Annotated in this window: 19 protein-coding genes; 8 read left to right on the top strand and 11 right to left on the bottom strand. The window is 74.6% G+C overall.

Annotated features, from left to right (window positions below; translation table 11 throughout):
• The first annotated feature begins 3 nt into the window (after window positions 1-3).
• From RI578_RS08575 to RI578_RS08565, 3 genes are read left to right on the top strand one after another with little or no spacing between them, the layout of a single operon-like run.
• Window positions 4-1212, top strand: a complete 1209-nt coding sequence (locus RI578_RS08575; RefSeq protein ID WP_399059713.1) for a type III PLP-dependent enzyme — start codon at window positions 4-6, stop codon at window positions 1210-1212.
• Entirely contained in the window at window positions 1205-1768 is a 564-nt protein-coding gene (locus tag RI578_RS08570) for a GNAT family N-acetyltransferase (RefSeq protein WP_310870545.1), read from the top strand. The genes RI578_RS08575 and RI578_RS08570 overlap by 8 nt, the downstream gene beginning before the upstream one ends.
• Window positions 1768-2976 (top strand): MFS transporter, encoded by a 1209-nt coding sequence (locus RI578_RS08565; protein ID WP_310870544.1) that lies wholly within the window; start codon window positions 1768-1770, stop codon window positions 2974-2976. The genes RI578_RS08570 and RI578_RS08565 overlap by 1 nt, the downstream gene beginning before the upstream one ends.
• 18 nt (window positions 2977-2994) lie before the next feature.
• Here RI578_RS08565 and RI578_RS08560 read toward each other — a convergent pair whose 3' ends face one another.
• On the bottom strand, window positions 2995-3813 hold the full coding sequence (locus tag RI578_RS08560) for a rhomboid family intramembrane serine protease (RefSeq protein ID WP_310870543.1): 819 nt from the start codon (window positions 3811-3813) through the stop codon (window positions 2995-2997).
• A 134-nt stretch (window positions 3814-3947) separates the two neighbouring features.
• Between RI578_RS08560 and RI578_RS08555 the strand changes: the two genes are divergently transcribed.
• A complete protein-coding gene (locus tag RI578_RS08555) occupies window positions 3948-4313 on the top strand; it encodes a hypothetical protein (protein WP_310870542.1) in 366 nt (121 codons plus the stop codon).
• Between the two features lie 33 nt (window positions 4314-4346).
• On the opposite strand, the gene RI578_RS08550 is transcribed toward RI578_RS08555, so the two are convergent.
• Window positions 4347-5771, bottom strand: a complete 1425-nt coding sequence (locus tag RI578_RS08550) for an FAD-dependent oxidoreductase (protein WP_399059709.1) — start codon at window positions 5769-5771, stop codon at window positions 4347-4349.
• A 27-nt stretch (window positions 5772-5798) separates the two neighbouring features.
• The gene (locus tag RI578_RS08545) at window positions 5799-6770 is read right to left on the bottom strand and encodes a DUF4349 domain-containing protein (RefSeq protein WP_310870541.1); all 972 of its coding nucleotides are present in this window, start codon (window positions 6768-6770) and stop codon (window positions 5799-5801) included.
• 187 nt (window positions 6771-6957) lie between these two features.
• On the opposite strand from RI578_RS08545, the gene hemG reads away from it, so the two are divergent.
• Together hemG and hemQ are read left to right on the top strand one after the other, a co-directional pair.
• Entirely contained in the window at window positions 6958-8436 is a 1479-nt protein-coding gene (gene hemG, locus RI578_RS08540) for a protoporphyrinogen oxidase (protein ID WP_310870540.1), read from the top strand.
• A 4-nt stretch (window positions 8437-8440) separates the two neighbouring features.
• On the top strand, window positions 8441-9172 hold the full coding sequence (gene hemQ, locus RI578_RS08535) for a hydrogen peroxide-dependent heme synthase (RefSeq protein ID WP_310870539.1): 732 nt from the start codon (window positions 8441-8443) through the stop codon (window positions 9170-9172).
• Between the two features lie 109 nt (window positions 9173-9281).
• Here the strand turns inward: hemQ and RI578_RS08530 are convergent, their stop codons facing one another.
• The 5 genes from RI578_RS08530 to RI578_RS08510 all read right to left on the bottom strand — a co-directional run bounded on the left by RI578_RS08530 (window position 9282) and on the right by RI578_RS08510 (window position 14781).
• Window positions 9282-10904 carry an alpha/beta hydrolase gene (locus RI578_RS08530; protein ID WP_310870538.1) on the bottom strand — a complete coding sequence of 541 codons (1623 nt, stop codon included), beginning with the start codon at window positions 10902-10904 and terminating at the stop codon, window positions 9282-9284.
• Between the two features lie 115 nt (window positions 10905-11019).
• Window positions 11020-11817: a TIGR04222 domain-containing membrane protein gene (locus RI578_RS08525; protein ID WP_310870537.1), complete on the bottom strand. Its 798-nt coding sequence runs from the start codon at window positions 11815-11817 to the stop codon at window positions 11020-11022.
• A 117-nt stretch (window positions 11818-11934) separates the two neighbouring features.
• Window positions 11935-13311 (bottom strand): DUF692 domain-containing protein, encoded by a 1377-nt coding sequence (locus RI578_RS08520; protein WP_310870536.1) that lies wholly within the window; start codon window positions 13309-13311, stop codon window positions 11935-11937.
• Between the two features lie 112 nt (window positions 13312-13423).
• Window positions 13424-13996, bottom strand: a complete 573-nt coding sequence (locus RI578_RS08515; protein ID WP_310870535.1) for a GNAT family N-acetyltransferase — start codon at window positions 13994-13996, stop codon at window positions 13424-13426.
• 65 nt (window positions 13997-14061) lie between these two features.
• Window positions 14062-14781 carry a peptidyl-tRNA hydrolase gene (locus RI578_RS08510; RefSeq protein ID WP_310870534.1) on the bottom strand — a complete coding sequence of 240 codons (720 nt, stop codon included), beginning with the start codon at window positions 14779-14781 and terminating at the stop codon, window positions 14062-14064.
• 44 nt (window positions 14782-14825) lie between these two features.
• Here RI578_RS08510 and RI578_RS08505 point away from each other — a divergent pair, with 44 nt between their 5' ends.
• Window positions 14826-15680 carry an ATP-binding cassette domain-containing protein gene (locus RI578_RS08505; protein ID WP_310870533.1) on the top strand — a complete coding sequence of 285 codons (855 nt, stop codon included), beginning with the start codon at window positions 14826-14828 and terminating at the stop codon, window positions 15678-15680.
• Window positions 15677-16348, top strand: a complete 672-nt coding sequence (locus RI578_RS08500) for an ABC transporter (RefSeq protein WP_310870532.1) — start codon at window positions 15677-15679, stop codon at window positions 16346-16348. Before RI578_RS08505 ends, RI578_RS08500 begins: the two co-directional genes overlap by 4 nt.
• Here RI578_RS08500 and RI578_RS08495 read toward each other — a convergent pair.
• The 3 genes from RI578_RS08495 to RI578_RS08485 all read right to left on the bottom strand — a co-directional run bounded on the left by RI578_RS08495 (window position 16340) and on the right by RI578_RS08485 (window position 19034).
• Window positions 16340-16537: a hypothetical protein gene (locus RI578_RS08495; protein ID WP_310870531.1), complete on the bottom strand. Its 198-nt coding sequence runs from the start codon at window positions 16535-16537 to the stop codon at window positions 16340-16342. The genes RI578_RS08500 and RI578_RS08495 overlap by 9 nt on opposite strands.
• 19 nt (window positions 16538-16556) lie before the next feature.
• Window positions 16557-17414, bottom strand: coding sequence for a polysaccharide deacetylase family protein (locus RI578_RS08490; protein ID WP_310870530.1), 858 nt, complete (start codon window positions 17412-17414; stop codon window positions 16557-16559).
• 96 nt (window positions 17415-17510) lie between these two features.
• On the bottom strand, window positions 17511-19034 hold the full coding sequence (locus tag RI578_RS08485) for an FAD-dependent oxidoreductase (RefSeq protein WP_310870529.1): 1524 nt from the start codon (window positions 19032-19034) through the stop codon (window positions 17511-17513).
• Between the last annotated feature and the right edge of the window lie 51 nt (window positions 19035-19085).

Here is a 19085-nt window from a genome sequence, read left to right as displayed (position 1 = left end):
GCGATGAGCACGGAGATGAGAGCGGATCTCAGCGAGCCTCTGGCCGCCGCCCTCGCCGCCGCGACCGACGACCGGATCGTCTACGACCTCGCCGGCATCGAGCGGCGCTACGACAGCCTGTGCCGCGAACTGCCCGGCGTACACGTGCGGTTCGCCATGAAGGCCTGCCCGGTCGACGAGGTCCTCGGCGCCCTGGCACGCAGGGGCGCCGGAGTCGACGCGGCGAGCCCCGGCGAGGTGGAGCAGGCGCTGCGGGCCGGGGTGCCGGCCGCGCGCGTGCATTACGGCAACACCGTCAAGTCCGACCGGAACATCATCGACGCCCACCGGCTCGGCATCCGCACCTTCGCGACCGACAGCCTCCAGGACGTGGCCGCCCTGGCCGTCCACGCCCCGGGCGCCCGCGTCTTCTGCCGGGTGGCGACCGGCGGAGCGGGCGCCGTATGGGGACTGAGCCACAAGTTCGGATGCTCACCCGGCGACGCCGTCCACGTCATGGAGCGGGCCCGGGACGCGGGGCTGGTCCCGGCGGGACTGTCCGTGCACGTCGGCTCGCAGCAGATGACGGGCGAGGCGTGGCACACCGCCCTGGAGGACCTGGGCGACACCCTGCGTGCCCTCGACCGGCGCGGCATCCGCGTCGACCACGTCAATCTCGGCGGCGGCCTGCCCGCGCTCGGCTACCGCGACCGGCACGGCACGCCCCTCGACCCACCGCTGGACAAGATCTTCGCGGTGATCCGGGAGGGGACGGACGAACTGCGCCGGATCCACGGCGGCCCCCTGGACTTCGTCATCGAACCCGGACGGCACCTGGTCGCCGACCACGGGGCGATCCGCGCGCACGTCGCCCGGCTCACCCGGCGCCGCGGGGCGGACGGCGAGCGGCAGTACTGGCTGTACCTGAGCTGCGGCAAGTTCAATGGCCTGTACGAGATGGACGCGCTGCAGTACCGGCTGGTCTTCCCGGGCCACACCGACGGCCCGCGAGTGGCGGCCGTCGTCGCCGGACCCACCTGCGACAGCGACGACGCCTACTCCCACGAGGAGGCACTCGTCCCGGTACCCGCGGCGCTGACCTCGGGCGACCCGGTCTGGGTGCTGTCCAGCGGCGCCTACGCGACCAGCTACACCACCCTGGGCTTCAACGGCTTCGCCCCGCTCCCGTACGCCTGGGCGGGCCGCCCGGACGGGGGCGCCGCCGATGGATGACACCGTGCGCGTACGCCGGATCGCCGACCGGGACTGGGACGCCGTCGTGGCGCTGGAGCGGGACGCCTACAGCGGACTTGGCCTGTCGGAGGGCCGGGCGGCGCTGCAGTCCCGGGCGGCGGCGTCGCCGGGCACGTGCTTCGTCGTGGACGTCGGCCCCCGTACGGCCGGCTACGTGCTGGCCCTGCCCTACCCGCTCCACCGCTACCCGGACCTGGAACGGGCGGAGGAGACCGCGACCGCCTTCCCGCCCGGGAACCTCCATCTGCACGACATCGTCGTGGCGCCCGGCCTGCGCCGCAGAGGGCTGGCGCGGCACCTCCTGCACCACCTCACCGGCACCGCCCGCACGCGCGGGGACGAGCGGATCTCCCTGGTCGCCGTCGGCGGCACCGAGCGGTTCTGGGCGGCGCGCGGCTTCGTACCCCAACCCGGGGTGGTGGCCGCCGGCGACTACGGCGCGGACGCCGTCTACATGTCCAGGCCGGTACCGGCCGCGCCCCTGCCCTCCTCCCCGCCCGCGTCCCCGTCCCCGTCCCTGCGCGAAGTGAGCTGATGCGCGTGTCCCGTCTCCACGACCCCTTCCTTCGCGGCCAGTTGGCGATCGCCGCGCTGTTCCTGTCCCTCGGCTTCCAGTACGCCACCTGGGCCGCCCGGATTCCGGCCGTCAAGTCCGACCTGGACCTGACCGCGGCCGAGGTGGGGGTGCTCCTGATGGCCGCGGGGGTCGGCGCGGCGGTGTCCTTCCCGGTGGTGGCGTGGCTGATGCGGTGCCTGGGCTCGCGGCGGCTCGCCCTCCTCTCCCAGTTCGGCCTGGCCCTGCTGCTGCTCGCCCTGGCGGCGGCCCCGAACTACCCGGTGGCCCTGCTGGTGATGTGCGTCGACGGCGTCCTCGTGGGCTGTCTCAACGTGGCCATGAACGCGCAGGGCGCGGCCCTGGAGGCACGGCACGAGCGCAACACCATGGCGAAGCTGCACGCGACGTTCAGCGCCGGATCGCTGCTCGCGGCGCTGCTCGCCTCCGGCATGACCGCCGCGACCGGGTCGGTCGGAGCGCACTTCGGCGTGGCCGCCGCCCTCCTCGCGGTACTGGGCGCGTCCGCGCGGACCGGCCTGCTCGACGGCGAGGTGCGCGCCGATCCCACCGCTCCCGCCGAGCGGACGGAGCAGCAGCCGGGCCGCCGTCGCTGGACCGTCCCCTCCCGCCCGACCCTGTGGATGTGCTGTGCCATGGTCTTCGGCACGGTCGCCGAAGGCGCCATGAACGACTGGTCCGCCCTCTACCTGAAGGACGTCGCCGAGGCGTCGGCGGAACTCGCCCCCCTGGGCATCGCCGTCGTCTCGGGAATGATGGTCGTCGCCCGCCTCTTCGCCGACGGCTGGCGGGCCCGCTGGGGAGACGGCCGGGTCGTCCTCCTCGGCAGCGCGGTGGCCGGTGCCGGGCTCGCCGTCGCCCTGGTCAGCGGCGGCGTCGCACCCGCCCTCGCCGGTTTCGCGTGCATGGGTCTGGGCATCGCGGCCGTGACCCCCTGCGTCTACGCGGCGGCCGCGCGGCAGGGTTCGGACGCGCTGACCCTGGTCGCCGCCATGGGAACCACCGGTCTGCTGGCCGGCCCGCCCCTCATCGGGTTCATCGCGGGCGCGAGCAACCTGGCGTGGGGCATGGGCGCCGTCGCGGCGTCGGCGGTCGCCGTGTCGCTGTGCAGCACCCGCATCCGCTGGACCCCGGAGCCCGTGGGCACGGAAGAGCCCTCCCGCGCCTGACCGCGGCACCGACGGTGGTCACCACCCCGGCCGCGCCCGCCGCCCGAACAGCAGCCCGCGCGGTTCGGGCGGGGGCGGGGTGCCGCGCCGCAGTGGCCAGGCGATCACCATGCCGACGACGAAGCCGACGACATGGGCCACGTACGCCACGGTGCCCGCGTCGGAGACGGCCCCGCCGGACGAGTAGACCGCCTGGAGCCCGAACCAGAAACCCAGTACGACCCAGGCCGGCAGACGCAGCGGCAGGAAGATGAGAAAGGGGACGAGGACCCAGACGCGGGCCTTCGGATACAGCGCCAGATAGGCGCCGAGCACCCCGGCGATCGCGCCCGACGCGCCGATCAGCGGGGCGCCCGAGCCGGAGTTGAGGAGGGCGAAGCCGTAGGTCGCCGCGTAGCCGCAGACGCCGTAGAAGAGCAGGTAGCGCACGTGGCCCAGCCGGTCCTCGACGTTGTTGCCGAAGATCCAGAGGAAGAGCATGTTGCCCAGCAGGTGCAGCCAGCCGCCGTGCAGGAACATCGCCGTCAGGACGCTCAGCTCGGGGGACTTGTCGTAGTCCGGCGGCCCGATCACGCAGCCCGGCCCCTGCGGACCGACCCCGGTGTCACCCGTCGGCACCAGCCCCGGCAACCGGTGGTGGAGCAACTCCTGCGGCACCGCCGCGTACTGGTCGAGGAAGGCCTCCAGGCGGCACAGCTGGGCGAGACTGCCCTCGCCCGTCACGGAACCGGCCGTACCAGGGGTGAACAGGAAGACCAGGACGTTCGCGAGGATCAGGGCGTACGTCACCCAGGGCGTACGGCGCGCGGGGTTCACGTCATGGACGGGGATGACCACGAGACACTACTGCCCGCCTGCCGGACGGTGAATCGGCACGTCCCCTGAACGCCCGCGTCCGTGTCTGCGTATGTCCTCTCAACCGCCCGCGGCCCGGGGAAGGCGGGACGCGGGGACGACGTGAGGAACAGGCGATGAACGAACGGGTCACAGCGGCTCCGGCGATGCACGCCCTGCCCGACGGCGAGGCCGAGGTCGCCCTCGTGCTGCGCCTGCCGTGGGAGGACGTCGCCCGGCTCGGTCAGGAGGCCGGGCGGCTGGCCGCGCAGATGCAGCGGCCGGTGACACTGGACGAGGCGGTGAGCCACCGGCTGCGCTCCGCGCGGGGCGCGGCACACGCCAAGCCGGCCGGTGAGCAGCCGCCCGCGGTGAGCGCTCCGGGGCCCGCGGCCACCGCCCCGGCGCGCGTGACCACCCCGGCGTCGGTGTCGTCCCTGCCGGCGCGGCCCCCGGCCGAGCAGGCACGGCAGGCCATCGACCGGATCAACGGCACGGCTTAGCGGGCGGTGCGGCGGGCGGTGTGGCGGTGCTGCTCAGGCCTGCCGCTCCACCGCCCGCGCAGCCTTCCGGGCGGCCACCAGTACCGGGTCCCACACCGGGGAGAAGGGCGGCGCGTAGCCCAGGTCCAGGGCCGTCATCCGCTCCACCGTCATCCCGGCCGTGAGGGCCACCGCGGCGATGTCGACCCGCTTGCCCGCGCCCTCGCGGCCGACGATCTGGACGCCGAGCAGCCGCCCGGTGCGCTGCTCGGCGAGCATCTTCACCGTCATGGGGGAGGCACCCGGGTAGTAGCCGGCGCGGCTGGTGGACTCGATGGTGACCGTCACGAACCGCAGCCCCGCCCGCAGCGCGTCCTTCTCGCGCAGTCCGGTCCGCGCGATCTCCAGGTCGCAGACCTTGCTGACCGCCGTGCCGACCACGCCCGGGAAGGTGGCGTAACCGCCGCCCGCGTTGGTGCCGATGACCTGGCCGTGCTTGTTGGCGTGGGTGCCGAGCGGGATGTGCCGCTCCTGCCCGGAGACCAGGTCGAGCACCTCCACGCAGTCGCCGCCCGCCCAGATGTTCTCGTGCCCGCGCACCCGCATCGCCAGGTCGGTCAACAGCCCGCCGTGGGCGCCCAGCGGCAGCCCGGCGGCCTCGGCGAGCCCGGTCTCGGGCCGTACGCCGATACCGAGCACCACCACGTCCGCCGGGAACTCGGCGTCCTCGGTGGCCACCGCGCGCACCCGGCCGTCGTCCCCGGTGAGCACCTTGGTGACCTCGGCGTCGTTCACCATGGTGATGCCGAGTCCCTCCATGGCCTCGTGCACCATGCGGCCCATGTCCGGGTCGAGCGTGGACATCGGCTCCCGGCCGCGGTTGACGACGGTCACCTCGTAGCCGCGGTTGATGAGCGCCTCGGCCATCTCCACGCCGATGTACCCGGCGCCGACGACCACCGCGCGACGGCCGCGCGTGTGCGCCAGCGTGTCGAGCAGCGCCTGCCCGTCGTCCAGCGTCTGCACCCCGTGCACGCCGGGCGCGTCGACGCCCGGCAGCTCCGGACGGATCGGGCGGGCACCGGTCCCGATCACGAGCTTGTCGTACGACGTCCAGGACTCCGCCCCCGAATCGACGTCACGCGCGCGCACCCGCCCGCCGGCTACGTCGATCTCCGTGACCTCGGTCCGCATCCGCAGGTCGATGTCGCGCGCGCGGTGCTCCTCGGGCGTCCGGGCGATGAGCTGGTCCCGGTCGGTCACGTCACCGCCGACCCAGTACGGGATGCCGCACGCCGAGAACGAACTGAAGTGGCCGCGTTCGAACGCCACGATCTCCAGCTCGTCCGGTCCCTTCAGCCGCCGTGCCTGCGACGCCGCGGACATCCCCGCGGCGTCACCGCCGACCACGACCAGCCGTTCCCTCGCCCGTCCAGTACCGCTCGTACCGCTCGTGCCACTCGCAGCGCTCATTCCCATGCGAACACGCTACGGGGGCGGGGCATTTCAGTCCTGCCCACCGGGCTCCTCACCGCGTGCCGTCACCGGTGCCGGGCGGCGCGGCAGCCGGGGCCGTATCAGCCGCAGCCACAGCAGCACCAGCAGCGCCGCCATCGCGGCGAAGGGCAGCACCGCGCCGAGCGCCACCGCCAGCCAGCGCAGCATCGTCACGAACGCGTCCCAGCCGCCTGCCAGCGCGTCCGTGAACCCGGGGTCGTCGTCCTCCGCCGCCCGCTCGACCGGCGACTCGGACAGGGAGAGGGTGATGGTGGCCAGGCTCGTGCGGTCCTTCAGGGCCGCCTGCCGGGCGAGCAGCGCCTCCAGCTCCGCCTGGCGGGTGCTCAGCTCGCCCTCCAGCGTCACCACGTCGCTCAGTTTCGTCGCCCGGTCCATCAGCTCGCGGACGCGGGCCACGCTGGCGCGCTGCGACTTGACGCGGCTGTCCACGTCCACGACCTGGTCGGTGACGTCCTCCGCCTTCGCGCTGCGTTCGAGGAGTTCCCCGGCGCCTTCCAGCTCGTCGAGCACCTCCTCGTAGCGCTCCACGGGCACGCGCAGTACGACCTCGGTCCGCTCGTGGCCCTCCTCGTCCCGGGTGGTGGTCTCGTCACCGACGTAGCCGCCGGCGTTCTCGGTCGCGGTGCGGGCCGCGTCGAGGGCCTTGGGGGCGTCCTCGACCCGCACGGTCAGGGAGGCGGTGCGGATGATGTGGGCCGGGGCGAGCTTCGGCGGCGCGGTCGCCTTGGCGCCGTCGGCCTCGCCGCCCGCGGCACCGGCCCGATCCCCGGCCGCCGGGCCGTCCGCCCGCGAGTCCCCCTGGGCCGCGGCCTCCTTGGCGCCGCCTCCCGAGTCGGAGCCGTCGCTCGACCCGGTGCATCCGGTGAGGGCGAGGGCCGCGGCCAGCAGCAGGCAGGCCAGGGCGCGGGCGGGCGGCGCGGAACGTCGTGCCGATCGTGGTGCTGATCGTCGTGCGTGCATGGCGGGTACCCCCGAGGGTCGTGACGACTGACGCTCCTTCGACGTGGGGAGGGGCACGGACGTTGACGCGGAACGGTTCCGAAGAGGTCACGGTCTCGACTCGCGGGGCTTCCTCCGCGCCCCGTGGCACGACCGCCGGGCCGCCCGGCCCGGCGCCGGTGTCGGTGCCGTCTGAGACGCTGGGGGCATGTGCGCAAGCGAGAGCCCCGCGGGCGAGTTTCCCGCGGACACGGGGCATGTCGTCGTCATCGGAGCCGGAATCGCCGGACTGGCCGCCGCCCACCGGCTGCTGGAGCGCGGCGCACGGGTGACCGTGCTGGAGGCCTCCGACCGCGTCGGCGGCAAGCTGCTGCCCGGTGAGATCGCCGGAGTGCGCGTCGACCTCGGCGCCGAGTCGATGCTGGCCCGCCGCCCCGAGGCCGTCGGCCTGGCCCGCGAGGTCGGTCTCGCCGACCGCCTCCAGCCACCGTCCACCGCGTCGGCCTCCCTGTGGACCCGCGGCGCCCTGCGCCCCATGCCCAAGGGCCACGTCATGGGCGTCCCCGGCACCGCCGCCGCCCTGGCCGGCGTCCTTTCCGAGGAGGGCCTCGCCCGCATCGAGCGCGACGCCGAGCTGCCCCGCACCGAGGTCGGCGACGACGTGGCCGTGGGGGAGTACGTGGCGGCGCGCCTCGGCCGCGAGGTCGTCGACCGCCTCGTCGAACCCCTGCTGGGCGGCGTCTACGCGGGCGACGCCTACCGCATCTCCCTGCGCTCGGCCGTGCCCCAGCTCTTCGAGGCCGCCCGTACCCACACCTCCCTCACCGAGGCGGTGCGCGCCCTCCAGGGCCGGACGGCCACCTCTCCTGCGAGTGGGCCCGTCTTCATGGGCATCGAGGGCGGCATCGGCACCCTCCCGCTCGCGGTCGCGGAGTCGCTGCGCGCGCGGGGCGCCGAGATCGTCACCCACGCGCCGGTGACGGAGCTGCGCCGCACCGCCCCCGACGGCTGGCGGATCGTCGCCGGCGACCGGGTGCTGCACGCCCGCGCGGTCGTCGTCGCCGTACCCGCCCGTCCCGCCGCCGAGCTGCTGCGTGCCGAGGCGCCCGGCGCCGCGGCCGAGCTGTCCGCGGTGGAGTACGCCTCGATGGCCCTGATCTCCCTCGCCTACCGCCGCTCCGACACGGCCGCGCTTCCCGAGGGCAGCGGCTTCCTCGTGCCGCCGGTCGACGGGCGCACCATCAAGGCGTCCACCTTCGCCTCCCGCAAGTGGGGCTGGATCGCCGACCAGGACCCGGACCTGGTCGTCCTGCGCACCTCCGTCGGCCGGTACGGCGAGACCGAGATCCTCGGCCGCGACGACGCCGGCCTGGTCGCGGTCTCCCGGCACGACCTCGGGGAGGCCACCGGCCTCACCGCCGAGCCCGTCGCCACCCGCGTCACCCGCTGGCAGGACGGCCTGCCCCAGTACCCCGTCGGCCACCACGCGCGCGTGGCCCGCGTCCGCGAACACGTCGCGAGGCTCCCGGGCCTCGCGGTGTGCGGCGCCGCGTACGACGGCGTCGGCATCCCGGCGAGCATCGCGAGCGCGTACGCGGCCGTGGACCAGCTCCGGGGTGACCCGCGCGGTGTGGAGCAGCTCACCGCCCACCCGGTGCAGAGCCTGCACGGCGGAGCGGGAGAATAGGGTCATGAGTGACGCCGCCTCCACCCCCGCTGCCGACCGGATCCCCAACAAGGGCAAGCTGGCCAAGGACCTCAACGAGGTCATCCGCTACACGCTCTGGTCCGTCTTCAAGCTCAAGGACGTGCTGCCCGAGAACCGCGCCGGCTACGCCGACGAGGTCCAGGAGCTGTTCGACCAGCTCGCCGCCAAGGACGTGACGATCCGCGGCACGTACGACGTGTCCGGTCTGCGCGCCGACGCCGACCTCATGATCTGGTGGCACGCCGAGACCGCCGACCAGCTCCAGGACGCGTACAACCTCTTCCGCCGCACCAAGCTGGGCCGTGCGCTGGAGCCGGTCTGGTCGAACATGGCGCTGCACCGCCCCGCCGAGTTCAACCGCGCGCACATCCCCGCCTTCCTGGCGGACGAGACGCCCCGTAACTACATCAGCGTCTACCCGTTCGTGCGCTCCTACGACTGGTACCTGCTGCCCGACGAGGACCGCCGCCGCATGCTCGCCGACCACGGCAAGATGGCCCGCGGCTACCCGGACGTGCGCGCCAACACGGTCGCCTCCTTCTCGCTGGGCGACTACGAGTGGATCCTCGCCTTCGAGGCCGACGAGCTGTACCGCATCGTCGACCTCATGCGCCACCTGCGCGCCTCCGAGGCCCGCATGCACGTCCGCGAGGAGGTCCCGTTCTACACCGGGCGCCGCAAGGACATCGCGGAGCTGGTGGCCGGGCTCGCCTGATCGGCGGACGTTGCCGTCGGGTCGGCCGGGGGTCCGGGGGTTGTCCCCCGGGAGATGCAGCACCGGGCGCCGCAAGGACATCGCGGAGCTGGTGGCCGGGTCCGCCTGATCAGGGCGTCGGCGCCGTGGCTGATCCGGCCTGCGGCTCGGCGGCCGGCCTCGGCTCCGGTTCCGGGCGCGGGGCGCACGACGTGTCCCGCGCCGGGAGGCGGCCGTCCAGCAGGTACGCCTCCAGGTGGCCGTTGACGCAGGCGTTCGGGCCGCCGGCGATGCCGTGCGTCCCCGCGTCCCGCTCGGTCACCAGCACCGAGCCCGACAGCCGCCGGCGCAGCTCCAGCGCGCCGTCGTACGGAGTGGCCGCGTCCCGCTCGGCGGCCAGCACCAGCGTCGGCGGCAGCTCACCCGGCCCGGTGCGCACGTCGAGGGGGCGCTGCCGGGGTGCCTGCCAGTAGGCGCACGGCAGGTTCGCCCACACGTTGTCCCACGTCTCGAACGGCGCCCGGCGCGCCAGCCGCGTATTGTCCCGGTCCCAGACCTCGAAGTCGGTCGGCCAGGACGCGTCGTTGCACTCGACGGCCGTGTACACGGCGTTGGAGTTCTCCGCCCCGACCGCCCCTTCCTCGGTCCGCGTCCCCGCCTGGTCGACCAGCGGCTGCGGATCGCCCTTCAGATACGCCGACAGCGCCTCGGCACGGTGCGGCCAGTAGTCGTCGTAGTACCCGGCCTTCAGGAACGCCCCTTGCAACTGCGCGGGGCCCACCGTCCCGCCCGCGGGCTCCGCCGCGAGCCGCGCGCTCGCCTCCTCGTAGCTGCTCTGCACCTCGCGCGGCGTGGTGCCGAGCCCGTACACGGCGTCGTGCTCGGCGGTCCACTTCTTGAAGTCCGTCCAGCGGTCCTCGAACGCCGCCGACTGGTCCAGGTTGTTGCGGTACCAGACCTGCTCCGGGTCCGGGTTCACCACCGAGTCGAACACCATCCGCCGCACGCGCGACGGGAACATCTCGGCGTACAGCGCCCCCAGGTAGGTGCCGTACGACGCGCCCATGAACGTGAGCCGCTGCTCGCCCAGCGCGGCCCGTACGACCTCCAGGTCACGGGCGTTGTTGAGGGAGTGGTAGTGCCGCAGCGCGTCCCCGTGCCGCTCGGCGCAGCCGCGCGCGTATGCCTCGGCCTCGGCGGCACGCTCCTTCTTGTACGCCTCCGAGGGCTGCGTGGGCGCTGGCCGGGGGCCCTTGAAGAACTCCCCGGGGTCCTGGCAGGACAGCGGCGCGGAGGGCGCGACCCCGCGCGGGGCGTACCCGACGAGGTCGTACGCCGCCGCGATCCGCTTCCACTGGGGGGCCATGCCGACCAGCGGGAAGTACAGCCCCGAGGCTCCCGGGCCGCCCGGGTTGTAGAGCAGCGCGCCCTGCCCGGGCACCTTGCGCTTGCTGTTGTCCGGGTCCTTGTGCGTGGCCCGCACCCGGCTGACGGTGAGCCGGATCCGCTTCCCGTCGGGACGCGCGTAGTCCAGGGGCACGGCGACCGTGCCGCAGCGCATGCCGCCCGGCAGGTCCTCCGCCTCCGGGCAGCTGCCGAACTCGACACCGGCCGCCGCCGCGCGCTCGGCGGCCACGGCGGTGCCGCGCGCCTCGGCGTCCCCGGGCCCGCCCGGCGTCCCCTGCGCCGGCGCGGCCGCGAGGGTGGTCAGCAGCAAGGATCCGGCGGCCGAGTAGAGGACGGCAGCTCGCATCGCGTATCCCTTCGGTGCACGGTGTGACACAAGGGATGTTTGGTGCGGCGGCCGGGCAGGGCAAGCACCGCCCGCGGGTGTCGGCGCCGAGTGCCTCCGTACGCCCCCCGGCGGGTCAGGCCCCGCGCTCCCAGTAATCCTCGACGACGTACTCCTCGCGGTGGGCGAAGGCCGCGCGCAGGTCCGGTTCGCCGATCGCGTGGACGCCCCGCACGGCGACGGAGGTGAGGTACGTACGGTCGTCCGCCGAGCCGTCGGCGTGCCGGACGAGGGCGCCGATCAGCCGCTGGCCGGCCGGGGAGGCCCAGTGCGAGTACGGGTGCACCTCCATCCGCGTGATGGCGAGGCACCCCAGGGTCAGGGTGAGCGGCAGCGCGAACCACAGGGCGATCAGCAGGCGCGGCTGGTCGGCGGGCAGCGGCAGCGCCAGGGCGGCGGCGCCCAGCGCGCACACGGCCACCGCGGCGACCCGCACCCGCCGGACCCCGGCGGCGACACCGCGGGCGCCGTCCGGCACGGCGAGGCCCGCGCCGACCAGCCGGTCGGCCAGGCTCCGCACCGGGTCCGCGGTGGCCGCGGTGGCCCGTACCGGCGCTATCCGGGACTGACCCCCGGGCCCTATCGCCCCTATCACCGACCGCTCCATCTCGTCCCGCCCGCACGGGTCCACGACGGTCGCCCAGCCGGTGTGCGCGAGCAGCAGCCGGCGCTGGCGCGCCATGGAGACCAGCGTCAGGTCGGCGACCCTGCGAGGGCCGCCGGACAGGAACGCCGCCTCGTACAGCGTCAGCGCGTGCTCCCGGCCGACGGCGTGCGCGTCGACGGCCGCCGCGCGCACGGCGGCGAGACACAGCCGCAGGCACGCCAGGCCGGCCACGGCCCAGGCCGACAGGAGGAGAAGGACCCAGAACATGCCGTACTTCTATGCCAAAGGCTTTCGCCGGCGCCATGCCCTGTTCACATTTCGGGACGCAGTGTTGTGGGTATGTGACGTTCCGTTTGGTGATGTCCCGACGGAGCCGCCACCGGATCACCTGCGCAGCAGAACACGCCTGGTCGCACGGGCCCACCGCACCCCGGGACGCTCCGAACGCGGCGCCGGCCCCGACCGCTCCAGCCACCACTCCCGCAACTCGATCCGCACCTCGGCGTCCAGCGGACGGCCGTTCCGCATCAGGTGCTCGACGAAGTCGAGGGCGTCCCGCCGGTAGCCACCGGTCATCGGACGCTTCTGCGCATAGGCGAGGAAGGACGGCCGGTACCCCGCGCCGAGGATCACCGGCAGCTCCGGCGCGACCTTCGCGACCACGTCCGCCCGCTTCCCGGCGAGCGCCCGCGCCTGCACCCCCAGCCGCACCCGGTCGAACCCCTCGGGCACGGGCGTCCCGGCGACCAGCGCGGACAGCAGCGCGGCCTGCGCGAGGGCGAGCCGCTGCCGTACGGCGTCACCCGCGCCGGAGCCGTCACGCGCGGCTCGCGACGCCACCGCCCCGCCTCCGGCGGGCGCCGTACCCACCACCTGCCGTGGAAAAGGGACGGGCGCCGTACCCGCCGCCCGTCCCTTCCCCACGGCGTCGCGGATCGCCTCCACCTCCGCCGCCAGCTCCTCGCCCTCGGGGAAGTCCTCGTCGCGCTCCAGCAGCACGCCCGGCGGCGCCACGCGCGAGGCGAGGTCGGTCAGGATGTCGAGCACCGGCTGCGGAACGGGGTGGGCGTGGCTGTCGTGCCAGACGCCGTCCCGCTCGAAGCCGCCCGCGACATGGACGTACGCGATGGCCTCCAGGGGCAGTTCGCCCAGCGCCTCGGCCGGGTCCGCACCGAGATTGACGTGGTTGGTGTGCAAATTCGCCACGTCGATCAGCAGCCGCACCCCGGTCCGGTCGGCCAGCTCGTACAGGAACTGCCCCTCCGTCAGCTCCTCGTCCGGCCAGGAGACGAGCGCGGCGAGGTTCTCCACGGCGAGCGGCACGGGCAGCGCGTCCTGCGCGATGCGCACGTTCTCGCACAGCACGTCGAGGGCGTCGCGGGTGCGCGGCACGGGCAGCAGGTGCCCCGCCTCCAGGAGCGGGGAGGCGGTCAGCGGCCCGCCCGCCCGGACGAACGCGATGTGCTCGGTGACCAGCGGCGACCCCAGCACCTCCGCCCGCTCGGCCAGCGCCGCCAGCCGTCCCGCGTCCGGCCGCTCGGCGCCGCCGAGCCCGAGCGAGACCCCGTGCGGCACGACGGTCACCCCGCGCTCGCGCAACCGCAGCAGCGAGTCGGGCAGATGCCCGGGGCAGAGGTTCTCGGCCACGGCCTCGACCCAGTCGATGCCGGGCATCCGCTCGACGACGTCCGCGATCTCCGGACGCCATCCGATACCCGTTCCCAGTCGCGCCGTACGCGCCGTACCCGTCATTGGCTCCATGGTTCGTCCCCCTCCTGCGAACATGACGGGGATATCGCCCGGCCGGTCCGGCCCGAACCCCGGGCCGGGCATGTTCAGAGCAACATCTGAGGTTCGCGGCGTCGCCGGACCGTCAGCGCAGGTCGAGTCGCATCAGCACCCGGGGATGACCGGCCAGCACCGACGTGGTGTCGGCGGCGTGGACGAACCCCGCGCGCTCGAAGTTCCCGCGGAGCCCGGCGTACGCCATGGTCAGGTCGACCCTGGCGTCCCCGTTGTCGAGCGGGTACGCCTCGATCGCCGGTGCGCCCTGGGAGCGGGCGAAGTCGACCGCCCCGGCGATCAGTGAGTGCGAGATCCCCTTCTTCCGGTGACCGGGCCGTACGCGGACGCACCACAACGACCAGACCGGCAGATCGTCCACGTGCGGGATCTTGCGGTTGCGGGCGAAGGAGGTGTCCGCACGTGGCGCCACCGCGGCCCAGCCGACCGGCTCGTCACCGTCGTAGGCGAGCACCCCCGGAGGGGGACCCGTACGGCACAGCTCGGCGACGTAGGCCCCTCGGGCCGGGCCGCGCAACTCGTTGTTGACCTTGGAGGGGACGCGGTAGCTCAGGCACCAGCAGACGTTGGACGTCGGCGACTTCGGACCGAGCAGGGTCCGGACGTCCTCGAAGACCGAGGCCGGGCGAACGTCGATGGTCATGGCACCACGATGCCACGGCGCACAGGCCGACGCCTTTGTTCCGCCGACCTCGACGGGCCGGCCGGCTACCGCAGCGCCGGATGGTCCGCCACCACCGTGCACGACCCCGGTGCGATCTCCGTGTACCCGGCGTCGCGGACCACCGGCAGGCCGCTCGTCGTGAGGCCGCGCCAGCGGCCGGGGTCCGCCGTGCGCACCGCCAGCGGGAAGCCCGCGTCGCGCCACGCCGCCCGCTCGCCGTCCGACAGCTCCCACCACGCGAGCTGCGCGCCGTGCCCGGCCTGGGCCATCGCCTTGCCGGCCGACATGTCCAGGTCGGGGCTCATCCAGAGCACCGGCGCGGAGAGGTCGGCGTCGACCGGCGGCTCCGGGTCGTCGAGGTCGGTGCCGGAGACCTGGAGCCGGGCCAAGTCCTTGGGCCAGCCGTCCAGCGGGACCGGCGGGAAGACCCGCACCTGGGCCGTCTTGCCGGTGACCGTGATGCCGGGCAGCGCCTCGGCCCGCCGCCACTCGGCGCCCCGCGCCCGCCGCACGACCTTGCGGATACGCGCGTCCTGCCAGTCCCGCATCGCCCGCGCCCACTCGCCGTCACCGGTCGACCGCTCGTCGCCGAGCATCAGCAGCACCGCCCGGGCCGCGGTCTCCAACGCGTCGGTACGGGGCGGCGGCGCCGCCCGCTCGATGCGTACGACCAGGGGCAGCACGAACTGCGGCGCGAGGTCGCGGTCGCCGGGCTCGGGGCGGAAGGGACTGTCGGGGACGGGAGTCGTCGGCTCGTTGCTCACGCCCACCAGTCTGCCAAGTCCCGGACGCACGAGAGGATGCCCCCATGCAACGCGAGCTACGGCTGGACGGCGTCGGCCGTCGGTACGGTCTGCGCGGGCCCTGGGTACTGCGCGGCGTCGACCTGAGCGTGCCGCCCGGCACCCTCGTCCGTGTCGAGGGCACCAACGGCACCGGCAAGTCGACCGTGCTGCGCCTGCTCGCCGGGATCGACGCCCCCACCGAGGGCCGGGTCACCGGCCGCCCGCGCACGGCCTACGTCCCCGAACGCTTCCCGCCCGCGCTGCCCTTCACCGCCGCCGCCTATCTCACCCACCTCGGCACCGTGCACGGGCTCTCCCGCCGGGCGGCGGCGCGTGCGGCCGGGCAGTGGCTGGAGCGCTTGGGGGCCGCCGGGTACGCCTCCACGCCGCTGGCCCGGCTGTCCAAGGGGAGCAGCCAGAAGGTGGCCGTGGCGCAGGCCCTGCTCGCCGAGCCCGAGCTGCTCGTGCTCGACGAGGCCTGGACCGGGCTGGACACCGACGCCCGGGCCGAGTTGGAACGGGCGGTCGCCGAGCGCACGGCTTCCGGCGGTGCCGTCGTCTTCGTCGACCACGACCCGCGCCGCCTGGCCGGCGCGCCCGACGCCGTGTACACCGTGCGCGACGGCACCCTGCACCGCCGTACCGAACCCGCCGGGGCCCCGGCCGGACCGCGCGTCGCGGTGCGGGTGCGGGGGCCGGCCGGCGCCGGCCTGCCCGCCGATGTGGTGCGGATCGCCGCCTCCGCCGAGGAGAGCGGTCCCGGTCGCTACGACCTCACCGTCCCCGCCTCCCACTCCGACGTGCTGCTGCGCACGCTGCTGACCGCCCGGCCGCCGTGGCACGTGGTGAGCGTGCACGCCCAGGAGGGCCCGCGATGACCGCCCTGCTCCGCTACCAGGCCGCCCTGCTGCTGCGCTCCCAGCGCTGGCTGCCGCCCGTCGTCCTGTACGCCGCCGCGCTGGGCATCGGCGTACAGGGCGGGCAGCCGGTGCTCGACTCGCTGGGCTGGGCGGCGGCCGTGCTGCTGCCGGTCGCGGCCTGGCTGGTGCGGATCTGCGTCACCGGCGAGCCGCCCGCCGCCCGGGGATGCGTGTCGGCGGCGCGCGGACCCGCGCGTGCCCACCTGGCCTGTCTGCTGGTGGCGTTCGGCGCCGCGGTCGTACTTGGTGCGGCGGCCACCGTCGTCGTGACGCTGATCAGCGACCCGGTGAGCACGGACCACGGCACGCGCGTCCCCCCGCTCGCGGCGGGCGGCGCCGGACTGCTCGCCGCGCTGGTGTGCGCCCTGCTCGGCACCGCCGTCGGCGCGCTGACCGCCTGGCCGCTGCTGCGCTCGCCCGGCCGCGCGGTCCCGGCACTGCTGCTCGCGGCCCTCCTGGCGCTGGTGGCGACCGGGTCCCCGGCCCGGGCGGCGGTCGACGGTCTGGTCACCGGCTCGCGGTCGGGGGCCGTGCCGCTGCCCCTGTTCCCGCTGGCCGTGGCGGCCCTGGTCACGACGGCGGCGACCGCCGCGGCCTGTGCGCTCAGCTCGCGCAGATCAGCCTGAGCAGGCCGTGCGCTGGGCCTCCTGCCACTCGCAGACCGGGCAGAAGGTGATGCCCTTGTACGACTCGGGGTACTCCGTCGGCTCCCGGCACAGCACGCACTCGGCGTACGGCGGGCCGTCGGCCTTGGGCGGCCGGGTCGCGTCGATCAGACAGTAGTCGTCAAGACCGGTGTCCTCGTCGCTGCTCATCTCTCCAGGGTAGGCCCCGTCAGGCGCGGCCGTTCGCGGCGCCGATCAGCTCCGAGACCTTCACGAAACGGTAGCCCTGGCGGCGCAGCTCGGGCACGACCTGCCGCACCGCCTGTTCGGTCACCGGGGCGGCGCTGCGGGTGCAGTGCATGACGACGACCGACCCCGGCCGCACCCCGTCCAGCACCTGCCGGGCCACCGCGTCGGCGTCCGTCGCGAACGCGTCGCCGCTCACCACGTCCCACTGGACGGCGGTGACGCCGGTGGCGGTCAGTTCCCCGAGGGCCGCCTTGTCGTAACAGCCGCCGGGGAAACGGAAGTACGGCATCGCGTTCCGCACCCCGGCCTCGCGGAACGCCGCGTACGCCCGCTCCACGTCCGAGCGCATCCGCTCCTTGGACACCATCGGCAGGCCGTAGCAGTCGTCGGTGTAGGCGTAGTGGCTGTAGGAGTGGTTCGCGATCTCGAACCGCGGGTCCCGGCCGATGGACCGGGCCTCGTCCGGGTACTCCTCGGCCCACCGGCCGGTCATGAACACCGTGGCGGGCACCTTCAGCTCCCGCAGGGTCGCGATCAGCCGCGGATTGTCGAACCGTTCGCCCGCCGCCGCACGCGGCCCCTGGTCGGCGGTCATGTCGGCGTCGAAGGTGAGGGCGACCGTCTTGCCGTCCGCGCGCGGCCCGTGCTCGAAGACGGGGGTCAGGCCCGCGGGGCCGGGGGCGAGCGTCGGGGGCCGGGACGGGGCCGGCTTCGACGGTGCGGCGGAGGACGCGGTCGGCGCCGGGCGGGGGGCCTGCGGGGCCTCGGCGGTCCCGCAGGCGGCGAGGGCGGCGCCCAGGACACACAGGGCGGTTGCGCGTCGTACGAGAGTGATCACCGTACGAACGTATGAGTGTGTTGTTCCGTATGTACGACTATGGGGAGTGACGTGCCCGAGGGGTCACCCTCTCGGGTCAGGACGCCTCGGCGGCGGTCAGATGTCCCGCTGCTCCAGCGGCTTCGTCGCCGGGCCCTCGATCACCTTGCCGTCCGTGCCGAAGCGGGAGCCGTGGCAGGGGCACTCCCAGGCGCGTTCCGCCGCGTTGAAGTTGACCAGACAGCCGAGGTGGGTGCAGCGCGGCGAGACGGCGTGCAGCGCGCCGGCCTCGTCCCGGTAGACGGCCAGCCGGTCGCCGCCCGCCCGGACGACGGCACCCTCGCCCGGCGGCAGGGCGTCCACCGGCGGGGAAGGCTTGAGCCGGTCGCCGACGAAGTGGCGGGCGACCTCGGCCTGCGTCTTGAGGAACGCCGGCGCCTCACGCACCGCCGTGCGCAGCCGGCGCGGATCGTACAGCTCGCTCCACGCGCACTCCTCGCCGCTGATCTGCGCGGTGAGCAGCCGGCCCGCCATCATGCCGCCGCTCAGCCCCCAGCCGCCGAAGCCGGTGGCGACGTACGTGTGGTGCGCGCCCGGGTGCAGGGGGCCCACCATCGGCACGGTGTCGGTCGGGTCGATGTCCTGCGTCGCCCAGGCGTGGGTGAGGTCGACGCCGGGGAAGTGCTCGCCGGCCCAGGCGGACAGGCGGTCGAAGCGCTCCCGGGTGTCGCCGGTGCCGGGCGTGAAGTGCTCCCCGGTGACGACCAGCAGCCGGCGGCCCGCGTCGTCCAGGGGCGCCGTACGGACCGAGCGCGTGTTCTCGTCCGGCGTGATGTACATGCCGTCGACGTCGCGGTCCGCCTCGATGCTCCCGGCGACGACCAGCTCCCGGCGCGGGGAGAGGCGGGCGAAGAGCAGGGCCCGGTCGAAGATCGGGTAGTGGGTGGCGACCACCACGTCCCGGGCGGTGACCGTCGCTCCCGCCCCGGTCGACACGCGGCACGGCTCGCCCTCGTCCAGGCCGTGGACGGTGGTGTTCTCGAAGATCCGCCCGCCGTGCGCCTCCAGGTCCTCGGCGAGGGCCAGCAGGTACTTGCGCGGATGGAACTGCGCCTGCCCCGTGACCTCGACCGCGCCCGCGACCGGGAACGGCAGCGCCGTCTCCGTCACGAACGACGCCGGCAGCCCCGCCTCCTTCGCGGCGGCCGCCTCGGCCCGCAGCTCGTCCACGCGGCCCGCGTCGCAGACGTACGTGTAGGCGCTGCGGGTCTCCCAGTCGCAGTCGATGCCCAGCTCGGCCACGATCCCGGCGGCGTGCTCGATCGCCTCGGACTGCGAGCGGGCGTACAGGCGGGCGCCCTCGGGGCCGCGGGTGCGGCGCAGCTTGTCGTAGATCAGCGTGTGCTGGGCGGTCAGCTTGGCGCTGGTGTGGCCGGTGACGCCGGCGGCGACCCGCCCGGCCTCCAGTACCGCCACACTGCGCCCGGCCCGCGCCAGTTCCCAGGCGGTGCTGAGACCGGCGACGCCGGCGCCGATCACGGCGACGTCGACGTCGAGGTCCTCCGCGAGGGCGGGGCGCGGCGCACCGCCCGGTGCCGTCTGAAGCCAGTACGAGCCGTTGACCTGCGGGTTCTCCGTCATGCGGCCCCGAGTACCCCGTAGCCGCGGCTTCAGTGACCGGGCGGTGCGCCT

Origin of the sequence: Streptomyces sp. BB1-1-1 (genome assembly GCF_031597775.1) — a bacterium.
Lineage (GTDB): Bacteria > Actinomycetota > Actinomycetes > Streptomycetales > Streptomycetaceae > Streptomyces > Streptomyces thinghirensis.
Note: the sequence above shows the minus strand (reverse complement) of the source record. Positions and strands in the feature narration are given on the sequence as shown.